This is a genomic window from Neobacillus sp. YX16, assembly GCF_030123505.1.
Taxonomy (GTDB): domain Bacteria; phylum Bacillota; class Bacilli; order Bacillales; family Cytobacillaceae; genus Neobacillus.
In genome coordinates, this window is record NZ_CP126115.1 from 2,758,988 (window position 1) to 2,775,763 (window position 16,776).

Consider the following 16,776-nt stretch of genomic DNA (forward strand, 5'->3'; position numbering starts at 1 on the left):
ACAGGGCTGTCCTTTCGAATATTTATTTGTGAAATGAATATTAGTTAAAATAGGTATTTTTTCTTGAAGACCTAGGAAAGATGGAGGGGATGCTCCTGAAAATTGAGTACCAACATATTTTTGGTTTGCCTAGGAAAATTATCTGGAAGTACATCAAGGATGAAAAAGTACTTGGAAATGCAATTCCCAGCTGCCGGTCATTTGTGCAAACCTCAACGGGATTATATCAGGCTGAAATTGAGATTATCTTAGGGCCGCTCAAGGATGGTTTTGCTATCGAGGTCAAGCTCGAAAAAGAAAAAATTCCTTCTTATTTTCATTTGACTTTGAAAGGAAAAGGAAATTTAGGTGAGGTCAACAGCGAAGCCGAATTATTCTTGAGTGACCACCAGGGGAGCACACAGCTCAGCATCCAGGCGGAAGCAAATGTCACGGGCACTCTTTCAGGGGCAGCAGAACGTGTCTTAAATGGCGGAGCAAACAAGGGGATTGAGAAATTTTTTCAAAGCTTAGAAAAAGAAATGAAGAAAAACCTTTATCTTTTAAGAAAAGGACGAAAGGTTTAACACGAAAGAGCAACGTCATTAGCGTTGCTCTTTGTAATTACGATTATTATTCATGCTTGGGATAATTGGCTAATTCTTTTATCCCTACAATCCAATCCTTGAAACTAGCATATTTATTGGGGTCGAATCCAAAGTGTTCTTTAATTAAACGAATAGAATTTTGTTCATTTTCATGAACGATTCCATCTGAATAAACAATGCGGAGGATTTCAATTAGTACAATATGTTTGGAACGTTCTTCTTTAAAAACCTTAAGAATATCATCTATCGCTAAGCCTTTGATTTTATAATCCTCAAGCTCCATTTCCTTTTGATACTTCACGATAACTGGATTTTCAAATACCGAAAATTTCCCATCAATGGTTGCCATTAAATAGGCTAACTCTAAAAACGCTTCTTTCTCCTCTTGTTGAAGCTTTGTCAAAAACATTATTTGAGCTCCTTTATCAATAATAAATGTAATTATGTTATTAGTCATCTTACCAAGTTTAAATGCCTTTTGTCTATTCTTTAAATGGTGGAAAAAGGAAAATTCCAGTTTTAAAGCGAATAGGATATAGAGTGTGTAAAAAAGAAGGAAGGAAGTCAGTTATGATAAAAACAGTTTTTGTCGGTTTAACATCTTTTTTTCTTATTAGTTTTTTGTTAGTTTCCATTGGCTATTTGTTTCAGATTGAATGGTTAATGTTTCGGTATTATGAAGAAACTTCAACAGGTTTCTCTACTGGTGGTTCTGTCATTCCTTTTATCATCGCGATTATTGTCACTTTTTTTATTGGTGAATCTTATCAAAAGAGACAAAATGGTTAATGGTCTTAGATAATTTGCAGCAAAATTGATTATACCTAAAAGGGGGTTTAGTGATGAAGTCTATTTATGTAGATTGGGATGGGAAAAATGTAAAGTTGACTTGGACTCCCAATCGTTATTATTAATGGGGCTTTAACTATAAAAACAATTTAAAGGGGTTAAATGCTTTTGCTTAAGACAGAGAGATGCCTGCTAATTGGACTAAAACCAAAAGATTTTGACGATATAAAAAAACTTTATTGTAATGAAGAAGTACGTAAATTTCTCGGCGGTATCAGGAAGGAAGAGGATTTCCAAGCTGGTTTTTCAAAAATGCTACAGTCTTCTAGTGATACAATTTACTTAACAGTTAAGGAAAAACAGAGTCATAAATTTGTTGGATTGGTTTCTCTCGACCCTCACCATGATAAGGAAAGCATTGAATTATCATATCAGTTCATGCCTGAATGGTGGGGTACGGGATATGCATATGAAGTTCTAAAGGAGTTGCTAGATTTTGCATTTTTTCAACTTAACCTCACAAAAGTAGTAGCGGAAACACAGAGTGCAAACGTAGCTTCTTGTAAACTATTAAAGAAATTTGATATGGAAGTATGCGAAACAGTTAGTCGGTTTGGAACAGAGCAAGTGATTTATTCTATTGAAAGGAGAAAATGGAATGGAAGATAAATTACTTCGGATTGGAACGACCTATTTACCAGTAAGCAATGTAGACATTTCATCAGAATGGTATGTAAACAAATTAGGAGCTATACTAAACTATAAAGATGAAGACAAAGCCATACTGAATTTTGCTAATCAAAGTGTATTTCTAGTAAAGGCCAAGGAAAATCAGAACGCTAACTTTATTAATATATATGGTGATGAATGTTTTTCAATTACATTTGAAGTGGATGGACTAAACTCCCTTGAAGCAATTCATAGTGAGTTCAAGGAAAAGGAGATTAGAGTTGGTGTAATTGAGGACCGTGGACATAGCGGAAGAAACTTTGTTTTCTATGATCTCGATGGTAATAAATTTGATGTGTGGAGTGAACTTAGTCCAATATATAAAGAGAAGTTTCTTTCATAAAGGGAGATAAAAGAAAATGATAATAGTATGTTCTATGGACTTTCCCAAGTGATGATTAATAGTAATAAAAAGGGCAGGATTGTTGACAATGATTAAAGAATTAACAATACATATTTTAAATGGGCAAGCCATGTATGATTTTTTTAAAAGGACGAATTTCCTCCAGGGTGAAATGATGATTCCTTTTAATGAAGCAATGTGTTTTGGGGACACATCTGATGAGCTTTTTACACGTGAATTTGTCGAAAAACGTGCAAAGGTTCATCATGTAAGTCCAGAACAATATACCGAAATTACTATAAATCCATTAAAACCGCTCTTTAGCAAAGGTTTTACCCACGTAGAACTATGGTTTGACGAGGATATGTTCTGTCAAATCAATATCCTCACGATTCTGGCTTGGCTCGACAAAAACGGTCACAGTAAACCCATAGACCTTCATATTGTTGAAGATAAATTTAAACCTATTGAAAATTACAAACTAATGGCTACCGGTTATTATGATGTTTTTATACAAGTAATGATACATAAAACGCTGCCTGAATGGATCTATCCAGCCCCGATAAAGAAGGGGGTTGAGTTATATTTAACTTATCTTCGTGAGGATAGTAACCTAATGCTGTATATAAAAAAACACCAAAATATGTCGGAAAAGGAACTTTTGTATGCTCTCTTAGAAAATTTTAAAGGGTATGGATTGGGTGATGTACAATACCTAGAAATTATTAGAGAGCAACGTTCTAAATGAAATAATAAAATGGTTGTATGGGTATAAGGGTATATTGATAATGTAAAGTTGTGAAAGTTTTACAAACAAAGTATTTTACAAAAATAGTGAATCAAAGCGTCTCCTGTATCAAGCAGAGACGTTTTTCTTTGTCCAAAGGCAGCATTAATGTAGACTGTCAAGTTTATGGAATATCCAATTTATTTCCAGTTAATAATAATATATACCGATATAATTTGTTGTTGAAAAAACGGAGTTGATGAGATGCACATATTGTTGAATGGCCTGTTTCTCATTGCCGGTGTGAAATGGGGAGACTGGAGGAACTGGAGTAAATATCATTCCACTATATTATTCTTTTGGTTTGGTGATTTGCTTTATAATTTTCTATGTAAAAATTATTTGATGTGGGAGTACAAGGAGACAATATTTGGTCAAAGTCTCCTGCCCAATCATTTAGCTGTTTCATTATTAATCATGTTTGTTGCTTACCCCGCCACAGTAATCATTTATCTGGGGAATATCCCAAAGGGTACATCTAGAATAGTTTTGTGGCTGTTCTTATGGGTGACTTTATACTCGTTAGTAGAATACATAAATTTACGGTACCTTAACCTAGTTTCTCATCATAATAGCTGGTCAATGGGATGGTCAGTATTATTCAATTTAATCATTTTTTCCATGCTGCTTCTGCATTATAAACACCAAGTTGCAGCTTTGCTCATCTCCATTCCAATCATACTATTCTTTGTCATCTTTTTTAAGGTTCCCATTTATTGAAGGGCAATCGAATATATTTCGCGTGGCTGTAAAAACTAAAGGAAAATTTAGGTTAAGGGGATTTAACATGGATTTATTGAAACCAATCAACATAAGCTCAGATAAATTAAGCCCAGACCAGCCATTTAGTGCGATCGAATTGGGAAAGCTTTGGGCTACATATTTAGGAAATAGTATGTCTAACAGGATTTTGAGCTACTTTCTTAAAAATGTAGAAGATGAATATGTCAAAACATTACTGGAAAATGGATACAACCTTACAGTGGATTTTATGAAGACCATTGAAAAGTTTTTCACTAATGACAAGGTTGCAATTCCCATTGGATTTACAGAAGAGGACGTTAATCTGGGTGCTCCTAGGTTATTCGAGGACCAATTTTACGTTCATTATTTGAAATATGCTGCCAAGGCTGGACTCAGTTTATACGCGATTGCCATTCCTTTGACATTAAGAGAAGATGTACGAGAATTTTTCATCTATTGTAACACCACTACCACAATTCTTTTAGGGCAGATTAATAATGTTTTACTCGAAAAAGGATATATCATAAAGGCTCCTACCATTCCTGTGCCCACAAAAGTAGATTTTATCCAAAAAGAAAACTATTTGAATGGCTTTTTCGGCGATATTCGAGAATTACATGCGTTAGAAATTACACATTTGTACGATAATATAGAAAATAATATCACGAGCAAAGCACTTTTGATTGGTTTCAGTCAGGTTGCAAAAAAGGAAAAAGTAAGAAGTTACTTTGTTAGAGGGAAAGAAATTACAGATAAGGAAGTTCAGCGTTTTCAAGATAAAATGCATAAAGGAAATTTACCATTTCCTTCCCAAATTGATCATTTAGTTACGGATTCTACTTTTTCACCATTTTCAGATCGGATCATGGTATTCCATAAAGTAGATATGTTTTCAATCAAGATTCGTTCGTTTGCAAACGCTATGTCGGTCAATGGGAGACGAGATATCGGCTTAATGTATATGAAATCACTTGCAGAGGTTACTTTATTTGTGGAAGACGGGGCAAATATTATGATTGAACACGGATGGATGGAGCAACCACCTAAAGCAATTGATCGTGAGAATTTGTCTTCAAAATAGGTTTGAGTTTTTATCTTGGTAGATTTTTAAATCGTAAAGGAAGAGTGATATGGAACAAACTCGCATTTCTTTGACAGCTCCAGAGGTTTCCAGTTTATGGACACAATACATGTTTGATTCAATGTCCATTTGTTTTATTAAGTACGCACTTGAACACTTAGAAGACGAAGATATTATAGAAATATATAAAGATTCCCTGGAGCTTTCAGAAAGACATGTACAAAAAGTGAAGGAGTTTTTCGGAGGTGAAGGAATTCCCATCCCACATGGCTTTACAAACGAGGATGTAAATATCCATGCTCCACGCCTATTTCAAGATCCATTCTATTTGTACTATATTTACATAATGACACTACAAGGACTGACTTGTTACTCCCTATCGGTCGGAACCTCCATTCGAGCAGACCTTCGTAAATACTATATTTCTTGTAATACAGAAACCATGATGCTCTTTGAGAGAACGATCGATACGATGCTAACGAAAGGTCTTTATTCGCGGCCGCCTGTCCTTAATCCGCCGGAAGCTATTGATTTTGTTAAACATCAAAGTTTTTTAACGGGCTGGTTTGGTGAGAAGCGTCCCTTAACGGGGATTGAAATAGGGGATATTACCTTTAATATGAACAAAATGCATATGCATGTCGCTTTAAAGGTCGGGTTTAGCCAAGTGGCGGCTTCTAATAAAGTCCGCCAATATATTAATAGGGGTAAGGAGATATCGAATAAACATATCGCAGCATTTGGAAAAATCTTTCGTGAAGAAATGTTGAATTCACCGATGTCCTGGCAATCTCATGTAACAAGCTCCACCACATCGCCCTTTTCAGATAAATGGATGATGTATCAGGTCCAGCTATCTTCCCAATTAGCTATTGCCTTCTATGGAACGGCTTTGAGTGTTTCCTCTAGAGCAGACATTGCTGAAAAATATATTGTCATGATAAGCGAACTTGTCAGATTTGCAGAAGATGGTGCTAATCTAATGATAGAAAATGGGTGGATGGAAGAGCCCCCAAAAGCAAGTGACCGAAGAGCATTATCCATAGGGAAAAAGGAAGGCATTGAAAGTGAAAATCAAGATAAATAAAAATAAAGAAATATCTCAGGGGATAGATATCTAATCTATCCTTTTATATTTTCTTGAAAAAAGGTAAATGAGGCATCTAGGTAGAATATTAGAGTGTAAAAAGTCACAATTATTAAACTGGGGTGTCGTGAATGTTAACGAAAGAAAAATTATATGAGATAAAAACGCTTCAGGAGATTTGTGAGAAAGAAGGCAGACTTCAGTTGAAGCTTAATTTTGACATGCTGGAAAGCAGATCAGTAAACCGTAAGGAAGACTTTTTCTATTATGAAGATAGCAAACTTGTTGGATTTCTTGGCAGCTATTATTTTGGTAATAAGGTAGAAATTTGCGGGATGGTGCACCCGAATTACCGAAGAAGAGGGATATTTTCAAAACTGTTAGAAGATGCACTAGAAGAGGCGGAAAAACGTGAAGCTAGAACGATTTTGTTAAATGCGCCAACTGAATCCGAATCTGCCAAGCAGTTTTTAAAGAACATTCCTTGCTCTTTGTCAATGGTAGAATATCAAATGAAGTGGCAAAAAACAGAGTTATCTGAAAATCCTTCAGTTACAGTAAGACCGTCTTATACAGATGAGGATTTGGAAGCGGAAATACAACTCGATGTCCAGTGCTTTGGGTTAAATGAAAAGGAAGCACGCCAGTATAAGCAGGAAACGAAAGACCTTGATACGGATTTAAGATTAATAATTGAAGCAGAAGGAAGAATTGCTGGAAAAATACGTCTTTCCGAAATGAATGGAGAGGCTTGGATATATGGATTTTCCATTTTTCCAGAGCTCCAAGGGAAAGGGATCGGCAGAAAAGCACTATCAAAAGTGGTGAAAATGGAGGACGAAAAAGGCCTGTCAATATTTCTAGAGGTAGAGGCTAAAAATGCGCATGCGTTAAAACTCTATGAATCATGCGGATTTATAAGCTATCATTCCCAAGATTACTATATGGTAAATTTATAAACAATTGGGTTCCTAGCCCTCTGTAAATTTAGCCTATTCTATGATAAAAAAATAATATTTCCAGTAAATAATAGCAGACAAATGTAACCGTTTACATTATAATAATAGTAAGAACTAGGAGAGGGGAAACAAAACATGGAACTTTTATTAAAACAATGTGAACATAACCAGTCGGAAGAACCTTGTGAAGAGTGTGCCCCAAATAAAGATAGTGATGATAATAGGGATATTTATGAGTATGATTATAATAAAAGGATATGGTTTTAGGACATTAATGCTTAATAATTGATCTAATAATTAAACGGGGCTGTCGATAAGACAGCTTTTCTTTTTGGTAAAAGCAAATAATATCTGGACTTTTAAGTCGAAATCAGTGCAAATGAGAAATTCACTGCCTTATAATTAGGATAATAAAAATTTATATTAAATAAGGGGAAATAAATAAATGAATGATCATACTAAAAATGAAATAAAAAGCTGGACGAAGTCCATTTGTATTGCATTAGGCGTGGCATTTGTCGTTAGAACGTTTGTTTTTGCTCCCTATATTGTAGAGGGTGCTTCGATGGAGCCCACATTACATAATAAAGAAAAAATCTTCGTGAATAAATTTACTTTAACGGACAATTTTAAAAGAGGAGAAATTGTCATTATTAAAGGTGAAGAAGAAAATTTTGTGAAGAGGATTATTGGTATACCAGGAGATACGATTGAAATGAAAAAGGATCAACTTTTGATCAATGGTGTACATTTTAAGGAATCTTATCTATCTCAAAATCGTAAACTAGCTGAACAAATGGGGAGTTTATTAACAGGTGACTTTGGACCAGAAATTGTACCTAAGAACTATTATTTTGTTATGGGGGATAACAGGTTACATAGTATGGATAGTCGGAATGGTTTGGGTTTTATCCAAAAAGAAACGATTGTTGGAAAACCTGAATTTGTATTTCTGCCATTCACCCAAATAAGAAATATTAAGTAATGAAAATCTTTAGGAGACTGAAAAAATACATATAAAATGACGTGTGTTTTGCACACGTCATTTTATTGTAGATAATGCCGTAACTGCTCAATCTGTCTTCGACTTGTATTAATGACTTCTTCCGCAAGTTGCCTGCTTTCAGGATCAAGGTCGCCCCGAACAAGTTCCTCAGAATATTGAACTCCATAATGATCTAAGCCTTTCAAAGCGTCCTCAATCATTTCATTTGTATCATTCGGTAGCATGGTCTTGTGCATAAAACTATGCATCGAGCCTGAGAATCCTTCACCGTCCGCAGGAATGCCGCCTAAATTTTGAATTCTCACGGCCAGTTTCTGTGCATTCAGCTTTACTTCCTGCTGCATGAATTGAAAGACTTGCATTAATTCTTCATCCTCAACCTTGTGGATATAATGTTCAAAAGACCGTATGCCCATATATGTTCCTCTTAATAAAGTATTTAATTCCTCAATAATGACTTCATTTGACATTCTCACACTTCCTTTCATTCTATTTTGACACGATGGTAGGATATTTTATTCGAGATATGGTCGTAATTCATCCATATTGAATGAAAAAGGAATCTTACGCAATCGATTATGGGATTGCTTCGTCTAATGGGAAAAGGACCAAAGCTGGTCCTTTTGTTTATTTTTTGGCTGTGTTAAAGGAGACTGTTGAGTTTAGAACTATGTTGATTTGTGCGGAAGGCGCGAGACTCCTCGAAAATGCTATCGCATTTTCTTCGTGCGTTGGCGGATTCGAGGAAGTAAATCAATGTTCTGCAGGAGGACGGGACAGGGGAGACCCCGCCTATCTCTTAGCGCCGAGGAGTAGGAAAAGCGGAAGCGCCTTGTACAGCCCCGACAAGCGCTGGAGGGCCTGACGATGAAGTCGTTCTTTGACTTCAACGTTGGGACCGAAGCGACTCGAGGGGCTAGGCGCTGCAGCTAGACAGGCTTCCCGTACCGCCTCGGGACAGGCAAAGACCGCCTTTCCCTGCGGTGATTATTCGAAGAAGCATTCCTTAGTGGTGCGCAAATCAACAGCCTAATTTAACACAGCCTATTTTTTAAAGACGTGTTGTCCGATTACCAGTGTGGTTGCTCTTGTATCGAGCCATCGGCTGGTGGCGATAGTGGGATTGTAGAAAAATATGGCTCCTGTGGCTAATTGTCTTTTATCAGTAAGAGCAGCTTTTACGGCTTGAATCGATTCCTCATCGGCGGGTTTATCAATTTGACCATTTTTCACAGGTTGAAATTGACCAGGGGCATATATCACATCCTTAATAGTGTCGGGAAATTGAGGGCTTTCGACTCTGTTCAGTACTACACAAGCTACTGCAATTTTCCCCTGTAATGGTTCTGTTTGTGCCTCAGCTCTCACCAATCTTGCTAGTAAATCTATTTCAGCATCTGAGAGATTGGTGTTCACAGGCTCTTTTTGGATGGGTTCCTTGGGTCTAGTAGAGTTAGTAGGAGTATTGATTTTTTGACCTATGTAAATTAGATTTAAGTTTGAAATTTGTGGATTCGCATCTGCTAGTTCTTGTAAGGTTAACTGATGATCTCTTGCTATACTCGACATCGTGTCTCCGGGTTTTACGTCATAAGCAAAAGCAGGAGAAGCAAATAATAGTGAGACAGTCAAAGTAAGTAACGAAATAAGCTTTTTCATAATTTTAGTCCTCCAAGTTGGTTTTATGTATATAAATCTATTACTATGAAGTGAAAAAATAGAATAGTATTACAGTTAAGTTACATGGATAAGACATTTAAAAGTCTATTGATGAGAGGAAATACCAGATTGATAGATTGTAGGCTGGAATTCAACAAGATCGTAGGGAGGGAAACGGTTTACGAAGCCAAACACTCGAGAGGTAAAGCGGTTGTCAAGAAACAAACAAAAACCATGTGAATCTTTTAAATAAAAGTTACAAAGGATAATTTTAGTGATCATGTGGCCAAAGCAAATAAGTTTGCTTCCTGTATTTCTATTGTTACTATAGAAACATACCCTTTAAAAAAGAAAGGATTAATGTAAATAATGGGAACTATTAATATACCTGTATCAGTCTTAAATCTCGCCCCAATCCGTGAAGGAAAGAATTCGCAACAAGCGATTGAGGAAATGGTGAATCTTGCTCAAGCAACGGAAGCAATGGGCTACCAGCGCTACTGGATTGCCGAGCACCACAACACTCCGACACTTGTAAGTTCTGCAACACCGATATTAATCAAACATACCTTGGAGCATACCAAAACAATCAAGGTTGGTTCTGGCGGAATTATGCTGCCAAACCATTCGCCGCTGGTCGTAGCGGAACAATTCGGTACAATGGCAACAATTTATCCAAATCGAGTTGAACTTGGACTTGGACGCGCACCTGGAACCGATATGATGACTGCCAGTGCATTGAGACGTTCAAAAAATGATTCAGTTTATACCTTCCCTGAGGATGTTCAGGCATTACTTACCTATTTTGGACCGGAAGAGCACCAAGGATATGTAAGAGCCTATCCAGGTTTAGAAACCAATGTACCAATTTACATTCTGGGTTCTTCCACAGATTCGGCTTATTTAGCGGCAAGCTTAGGTCTGCCATATGTATTTGCTTCACACTTTGCACCTAAGTTCATGGGAGAAGCCATTTCGATTTATAGGGAGAGGTTCCAGCCTTCTGGGTATTTGGATAAACCATATATGATGGTATGTCTAAATGTCATTGCAGCAGAAAGCGATGAAGAAGCGAAATACCAACAAACCACCATGCAGCAGTTTTTCCTAAATGTGGTCCGTGGTTCACGTAATCCATTACAGCCGCCAGTTAAAAGCATGGATGGTATTTGGAACCTAATGGAGGAGGAAATGGCGAAGTCTATGTCCAGCGTGACTTTGTTAGGAAGTAAAGAAACAATTCGTCAGCAGCTAACTAGCTTCCAAAATCGTTATGCTGTGGATGAAATCATGGCAGTGTCTTACATTTATGATCCGGAAAAACAAAAACGTTCTTATGAAATATTTAAAGAAGTGGTAGAAGGCAAGTAGTTTCATTACATTCCAAGGTTGATTGTGCCCGAAATCTTGGCTAGACGACTATTTGGGGCACAGTCATGAAATAGTGAAAAAATGACGTTTGAATCTACGTCATTTTTTCACTATTTTTTTGGAAAAAACCATTCATTCACGTCACCATCCTTTGTCTCATAGGATACATTAACAAATGCGGGGTGATTTGGGTGAATATTTGGGTGAAAGCAGGTATTTTACTATATCTTTCACTACTGTTCTTCGGGAGTTTCATAGCTATTGGTGTAGTTTGGACAGGAACACTAGACGACAAATTCCCCTTTATTGATGACATCAAAATTTTCTTGTATTATTTCTTCGCTGGATCTATCGGGGGTTCCCTGCGGCATTTGTACATGTTCTGTTCCCACTATATGAAAGATGAATTGAATGACTATCGACTATGGATTATGTACATCTTTTATCCAATATTCGCGACCGGAACAGCGGTAGTGGCCGTTACCTTAATTCAAAGTGGAATCTTACTAATCGAATTCGTCGACTTCGAAGATACCCCTTATGCACAAATTAGCTTTGCTTTCTTCGTTGGATTTGGATTCAACCGCTTCGTAAACAAACTAAACGCACTGTCAAAAGACATATTCAAAACCAATCAGCAGCAAACAATATACACCGAAGAAAATAACGATAATAGCCAGAGTCCTAGTAAATAAGGGATTCTGGCCGGTTCTGTTTTGCGGTGACATTTATGGTGACATTTATGGTGACAGGCACCATTTATACATTTTCACCTATTTATGCAACTTTTTGTGTATGAAAATAATTTTCTACGTATATGTTTTATTTATTAACATACATATTAACGATTTTCGTAAATTGTATACAATGCGGTACTTGGGGAAGGAAGCTTTATCTCCTCTGGTGCAGTTGTTACCAATGGTGTGGAACTTAAACCGAATAGCTTTGTGCCACCTGGCGCAAATGTCGATACACAGGAAAAAGCAAATGTATTAGCCACTGTACCAGGAACAGAAGAGGAATTTGCTAAAGAGGTACAGCGGGTTAATTCAGAATTCCCTGCAGCGTATTCCTTGTATTTTGGTAAAAATAAATGTTCATGCGGTCTAGCTTGTTAGGATACATGAAGACACCCCTGCAAATCTGTGCAGGAAAAGTCGGATAGGTTCATTTCATTTCCGTTATTCTATTGATGAGAGGAGGTCATACGATGGATTCGCTAAAGAGATTGAATGAAGCAATTGCATATATAGAAGAAAATTTAACGAGTGATATTGATTTTAAAGAAGTGGCAATGATCGCCATTTGTTCCGAATATCATTTCCAAAGGATGTTTTCTTATCTAGCAGGTGTGTCACTGTCTGAGTATATTCGCCGCAGGCGACTTTCATTGGCTGCATTTGAGTTAATAAATAGTCATGTAAAAATAATAGATCTCGCCATTAAATATGGGTACAGCTCACCTGACTCTTTTACAAGAGCATTTCAAGGTTTACATGGAATTACACCTTCGGAGGCTAGAAATAATGGTCAATTACTAAAGGCTATTCCGAGAATGACCTTTCAATTATCAATTAGTGGAGGAATTGAAATGAACTATCGAATTGTCGAAAAAGAAGCCTTTAATTTAGTGGGAATCAAAAAGAGAGTTCCTATCATATTCAATGGTGTAAATCCGGAAATTGCAGCGATGTGGCAAAGTTTAGATATGGAGAAAATTAACACGTTTAAGCAACTTTCAAATGTCGAGCCAATTGGACTGCTTAGTGCATCGACGAATTTTTCAGAAGGGAGAATGGAGGAAAAAGGGGAGTTAGATCACTATATCGGTGTGGCAACCACTAAGGAAAGCCCTGAGGATCTAACGAAACTTGAAGTACCTGCTTTAACATGGGCAGTATTTGAAGCTGTTGGACCATTCCCGGATACCCTGCAGAATGTATGGGGCAGAATCTATTCAGAATGGTTTCCATCCTCGAACTACGAATTGGCGGTAGGACCTGAAATGCTGTGGAACGAGAATAAAGACACTACATCCCCAACATTTAGAAGTGAAATATGGGTTCCCGTTTCAAGAAAAGTTAAGTAGTTTGCTTCGATTACACACTGGCCAACAGGATAAAGCCTTGTTAACAATATTTAAAAAATAATCGTCAAAAAGCCCTCAGTTACAAACAAACTGTAGGGCTATTTTTGTCAGAAGCCGTTCACAATATAGACATATATTTTCATAATCTTCAAAATACATTTCGACATTAATTGGAAGTTTTCTAGTAAAATTCTAATCCAAGTATACTTTAATATGCAATTTACAGTGAATTTTGTAGGAATTAGTTTGAAACAGTCGACTTTTTTGATTTTTCAATAAATAATTTGTTTGCTAAAATGGAGATACAATCACAAAAAATATAGAAAATATGAATTTTATAGATAAAAATTAGTAGAATTGTGTAGAGGTATTTTTGGGAGGGCTCCAATTGTAGTAATAGATAGGAGGGCTTTTTATGTATTTCAAAGTTAGTTTTTGGAGAAGATTAACGAAAAAGCAGAAGTTAAGATTACTAAGACAAAAAGCTCACGTGAATTTAATTAGTAAAGATTTTATTGCATAAGAGAATATATCTTAAGCAAGTTTGTAATTAGACATAGAATAAATAGTAGATTTAACAAAACACCGGCCAAATGGTCGGTGTTTCTTGTTGTGCCGAATACACCTTGGGCATATATAAGGATTTTATGGGTTGCTTGACCGCAATAGAAAAAACATGTCACTATAAGGTCACTTGATAAACATGTGACCCTTTACTCACATGTTTTTGGTAATCATCTAACCTTGATGAAAGGGTTGTTGGAATGGATGAAGAACTTTCAACCGTATTTAAAGCATTGGGACATTCAATCAGAAGGCAAATACTCGATATCCTTAAGCAATCGCCAAGAACCACTGGTGAACTAGACGAATATTTTCCAGAAGTCACTAGGTATGCGATTATGAAGCACTTAAAGATCTTAGAGGAAGGCAATTTGGTGGTAGTAAGACGTGAAGGTAAGTTTAAACGTAACTTTCTTAACGCGGTACCTCTCCAGGAAATGCATAAACGCTGGGTAGGGAAATATATGCAATCAACGGCGAGCTCCCTCTTAAACTTACGTTCGGCAGTTAAACAAAAAGGAGAAATTGATAAAATGAGTGAATTTCGTATTGAACAGGAAATATTCATTGATGCACCACGTGCAGAGGTTTTTAAAGCGTTAACGGATAATGTGGAGGATTGGTGGGAATTTCGTATCGCTCCAAAAGGAATAACCTCTCACCTTTCATTGGAACCCGTTCCAGGTGGACAATTTATTGAAAAATGGGACGAAAATGATGGAGCCATTTGGGGAAATGTTTATTTTGTAAACGCTCCTGAAGAAATTCGCCTTTTCGGACATCTCGGCATGCAAGGCGCAGTTAACAGTGCCTATACCTATCGTCTTTTAGAAAAAGAAGGAGGAACGCTGCTTCAGCTTTCTCATACTGCCTCAGGTGTTATTCTTGAACAATGGGAACAAGAGCACTCAAAAGGCTGGGAATATCTTCTTGGGACATTGCTTAAAAATTACGTAGAAAATAAAGTGGAGTAAATTGAGATGGTGGATGTAGTAACAGAAATAATTATTAGCTGTCCTATTTCACAAGTATCAGAATATGCTTCAAACCCTAATAATGCTCCAGAATGGTATGTAAATATCAATTCAGCGGAGTGGAGATCCCCAAAACCACTCTCGATAGGTTCTAAAATTGCATTTAAAGCAAAGTTTCTTGGTCGAGAACTTGCTTATGTGTATGAAATTGTTGAACTCATTCCAAGAAAGAAACTAGTGATGAAAACAGCTCAAGGACCTTTTCCGATGGAGACAATCTATACATGGGAAGAGATGGATGCAAATCGAACGAAAATGACCTTGAGAAATAAAGGGAATCCGACTGGTTTTAGTAAGTTAATCTCTCCTTTTATGACAACAATGGTGAGGAAAGCAAATATGAAGGATTTAAAAAAGATTAAAGAAGTCCATGAAAATAACCTATAAAATACGAAAACACTGTCCAAAATGGACGGTGTTTTCGTTTTAGCCAATTAATATTTTCTCTTCTGCATATTTAACCTTAGCTTCTTTTCGAGGATTCAATAGAGCAAATGCCATGGTTAAGGGTCCAAGCCTTCCTATAAACATCATGATGGTAATCAAGACCTTTCCGAATGGGGATAGTTCTTGTGTGAAATTTGCCGACAATCCCACCGTACCGAAGGCAGAAATGGTTTCAAATAGGAGTTTACTCATATCAGCTTTTTCAGTAAAAGTGAGTAAAAAGAAGATTATAAAGATAAAAAATATAGCTGCTACTACGATTGATAAAGATTTATTCACCAATTCCCATGAAATTCTTTTTTTAAAAAGGTTCACATTGTCTCGATTTGTCACGACTGCCCAAAACGCTAAAATAATAATGGCGAAAGTTGTTACTTTAATTCCTCCACCAGTTGATCCAGAAGATGCACCTATAAACATTAGGGCCATCATAAACACTAGAGATGAAAGATTCATGGCCCCAATATCAATCGTATTAAAACCAGCAGTCCTTGTTACGACTCCTTGAAAATAAGAAGCCCAAAGCTTATCTTCAAACGCAAGGTTTCCAAGCGTAGCAGAATTACTATATTCGGAAATTAAAATAATTAAAAATCCTACAATGTTTAAAAAGAGGGACATAAGCAGTGCCACTTTAGAGTGCAAGGATAGTTTACGAAAAGATTTCTTAGCCCATAAATCCAGAATAACCGTAAAACCAATACCTCCGGTAATGAAAAGCGAAGTGATGGCGATGTTTACCGTAGGATCACCAACCCATTTACTTAAATTATCAGGTTCTAGTCCAAACCCAGCATTATTAAATGCGGATATCGAATGGAAGATTCCATAATAAATGGCTTTCCCAAGTGGCATTTCAAAAGACCAGCGAATCGCTAAAGCTGTAGCCCCCAGCAATTCAACGATAAATGTAATAAGAATAATCCGCTTTACTAAGCTGACAACCCCCGCAAGTGAGAATACGTTTAATGAATCTTGCAGCAATAAGCGTTCCTTTAATCCAATCTTTTTCCCTAAAATAATGAACATAAATATACCTGTCGTCATAAAACCCCAGCCGCCAATCTGAATCAAGCAAAGGAGAACAATTTCACCAAACAAAGTAAAAGTTGTTCCTGTATCAACAACAGCCAAACCGGTTACACAAACGGCTGAGGTTGCCTCGAATAAAGCATCAATAAAGTTTAGTCCACGATCCTCTTCATAAGTAGCAATCGGTAGCATAAATAGAAAAGTCCCCAATAATATTAGAGCTCCGAAGCCCAATACAAGTATTTGCGCAGGATGCAATTTTATCAAATTCCCTTTTCCTTTATAATATTTCACTTTTTTGGTCTCCCTTTATTATCGATAGTCAAGTCCTGATGTTGATAATAATACCAAATAGACTACTGAGCTGATAGTACCTTTCGGAGGTACTTTTTACGTGAAAAACAAGTGTCTTTATTTTGGTAACGCGTCAGAAATCTTGGTATGATATTTACAATAGATTTAAAAAGT

The 16,776-nt window shown here is 36.6% G+C and carries 21 protein-coding genes; 17 read left to right on the top strand and 4 right to left on the bottom strand.

Features of this window, described 5'->3' with window-relative positions:
* The first annotated feature begins 125 nt into the window (after positions 1-125).
* Positions 126-566, top strand: coding sequence for an SRPBCC domain-containing protein (locus tag QNH48_RS13170; RefSeq protein ID WP_283955309.1), 441 nt, complete (start codon positions 126-128; stop codon positions 564-566).
* Between the two features lie 46 nt (positions 567-612).
* Here the strand turns inward: QNH48_RS13170 and QNH48_RS13175 are convergent, their stop codons facing one another.
* The gene (locus tag QNH48_RS13175; protein WP_283955310.1) at positions 613-996 is read right to left on the bottom strand and encodes a tellurite resistance TerB family protein; all 384 of its coding nucleotides are present in this window, start codon (positions 994-996) and stop codon (positions 613-615) included.
* 161 nt (positions 997-1,157) lie between these two features.
* Here QNH48_RS13175 and QNH48_RS13180 point away from each other — a divergent pair, with 161 nt between their 5' ends.
* From QNH48_RS13180 to lepB, 10 genes are all read left to right on the top strand, one after another.
* Positions 1,158-1,376, top strand: a complete 219-nt coding sequence (locus tag QNH48_RS13180) for a hypothetical protein (protein WP_283955311.1) — start codon at positions 1,158-1,160, stop codon at positions 1,374-1,376.
* A gap of 168 nt (positions 1,377-1,544) precedes the next feature.
* Positions 1,545-2,045, top strand: coding sequence for a GNAT family N-acetyltransferase (locus QNH48_RS13185; protein WP_283955312.1), 501 nt, complete (start codon positions 1,545-1,547; stop codon positions 2,043-2,045).
* The gene (locus tag QNH48_RS13190; protein ID WP_283955313.1) at positions 2,035-2,448 is read left to right on the top strand and encodes a VOC family protein; all 414 of its coding nucleotides are present in this window, start codon (positions 2,035-2,037) and stop codon (positions 2,446-2,448) included. The genes QNH48_RS13185 and QNH48_RS13190 overlap by 11 nt, the downstream gene beginning before the upstream one ends.
* 88 nt (positions 2,449-2,536) lie before the next feature.
* The gene (locus tag QNH48_RS13195) at positions 2,537-3,196 is read left to right on the top strand and encodes an AraC family transcriptional regulator (protein ID WP_283955314.1); all 660 of its coding nucleotides are present in this window, start codon (positions 2,537-2,539) and stop codon (positions 3,194-3,196) included.
* A 243-nt stretch (positions 3,197-3,439) separates the two neighbouring features.
* Positions 3,440-3,955 carry a CBO0543 family protein gene (locus tag QNH48_RS13200; RefSeq protein ID WP_283955315.1) on the top strand — a complete coding sequence of 172 codons (516 nt, stop codon included), beginning with the start codon at positions 3,440-3,442 and terminating at the stop codon, positions 3,953-3,955.
* A gap of 67 nt (positions 3,956-4,022) precedes the next feature.
* Positions 4,023-5,060 carry a DUF3231 family protein gene (locus QNH48_RS13205; protein ID WP_283955316.1) on the top strand — a complete coding sequence of 346 codons (1,038 nt, stop codon included), beginning with the start codon at positions 4,023-4,025 and terminating at the stop codon, positions 5,058-5,060.
* A gap of 49 nt (positions 5,061-5,109) precedes the next feature.
* A complete protein-coding gene (locus tag QNH48_RS13210) occupies positions 5,110-6,147 on the top strand; it encodes a DUF3231 family protein (protein WP_283955317.1) in 1,038 nt (345 codons plus the stop codon).
* 131 nt (positions 6,148-6,278) lie between these two features.
* Positions 6,279-7,106: a GNAT family N-acetyltransferase gene (locus QNH48_RS13215; protein ID WP_283955318.1), complete on the top strand. Its 828-nt coding sequence runs from the start codon at positions 6,279-6,281 to the stop codon at positions 7,104-7,106.
* A gap of 135 nt (positions 7,107-7,241) precedes the next feature.
* Positions 7,242-7,373, top strand: coding sequence for a hypothetical protein (locus tag QNH48_RS13220; protein WP_283955319.1), 132 nt, complete (start codon positions 7,242-7,244; stop codon positions 7,371-7,373).
* Between the two features lie 178 nt (positions 7,374-7,551).
* Positions 7,552-8,091, top strand: coding sequence for a signal peptidase I (lepB, locus tag QNH48_RS13225; RefSeq protein ID WP_283955320.1), 540 nt, complete (start codon positions 7,552-7,554; stop codon positions 8,089-8,091).
* A 62-nt stretch (positions 8,092-8,153) separates the two neighbouring features.
* Here lepB and QNH48_RS13230 read toward each other — a convergent pair whose 3' ends face one another.
* Together QNH48_RS13230 and QNH48_RS13235 are read right to left on the bottom strand one after the other, a co-directional pair.
* Positions 8,154-8,582, bottom strand: a complete 429-nt coding sequence (locus tag QNH48_RS13230; protein WP_283955321.1) for a DUF2383 domain-containing protein — start codon at positions 8,580-8,582, stop codon at positions 8,154-8,156.
* 574 nt (positions 8,583-9,156) lie between these two features.
* A complete protein-coding gene (locus QNH48_RS13235; RefSeq protein ID WP_283955322.1) occupies positions 9,157-9,771 on the bottom strand; it encodes a cell wall hydrolase in 615 nt (204 codons plus the stop codon).
* Between the two features lie 369 nt (positions 9,772-10,140).
* On the opposite strand from QNH48_RS13235, the gene QNH48_RS13240 reads away from it, so the two are divergent.
* The 6 genes from QNH48_RS13240 to QNH48_RS13265 all read left to right on the top strand — a co-directional run bounded on the left by QNH48_RS13240 (position 10,141) and on the right by QNH48_RS13265 (position 15,216).
* Positions 10,141-11,142 (top strand): LLM class flavin-dependent oxidoreductase, encoded by a 1,002-nt coding sequence (locus QNH48_RS13240; RefSeq protein WP_283955323.1) that lies wholly within the window; start codon positions 10,141-10,143, stop codon positions 11,140-11,142.
* A gap of 191 nt (positions 11,143-11,333) precedes the next feature.
* Positions 11,334-11,837 (top strand): hypothetical protein, encoded by a 504-nt coding sequence (locus QNH48_RS13245; protein ID WP_283955324.1) that lies wholly within the window; start codon positions 11,334-11,336, stop codon positions 11,835-11,837.
* A 228-nt stretch (positions 11,838-12,065) separates the two neighbouring features.
* A complete protein-coding gene (locus QNH48_RS13250; protein ID WP_283955325.1) occupies positions 12,066-12,260 on the top strand; it encodes a hypothetical protein in 195 nt (64 codons plus the stop codon).
* Between the two features lie 92 nt (positions 12,261-12,352).
* A complete protein-coding gene (locus QNH48_RS13255; RefSeq protein ID WP_283955326.1) occupies positions 12,353-13,231 on the top strand; it encodes an AraC family transcriptional regulator in 879 nt (292 codons plus the stop codon).
* Positions 13,232-13,995: 764 nt separating this feature from the next.
* Positions 13,996-14,769 (top strand): SRPBCC domain-containing protein, encoded by a 774-nt coding sequence (locus tag QNH48_RS13260; protein WP_283955327.1) that lies wholly within the window; start codon positions 13,996-13,998, stop codon positions 14,767-14,769.
* Between the two features lie 6 nt (positions 14,770-14,775).
* Positions 14,776-15,216, top strand: coding sequence for an SRPBCC family protein (locus QNH48_RS13265; RefSeq protein WP_283955328.1), 441 nt, complete (start codon positions 14,776-14,778; stop codon positions 15,214-15,216).
* A 39-nt stretch (positions 15,217-15,255) separates the two neighbouring features.
* Here QNH48_RS13265 and QNH48_RS13270 read toward each other — a convergent pair whose 3' ends face one another.
* Positions 15,256-16,602 (bottom strand): TrkH family potassium uptake protein, encoded by a 1,347-nt coding sequence (locus QNH48_RS13270; protein WP_283955329.1) that lies wholly within the window; start codon positions 16,600-16,602, stop codon positions 15,256-15,258.
* Positions 16,603-16,776 lie beyond the last annotated feature (174 nt).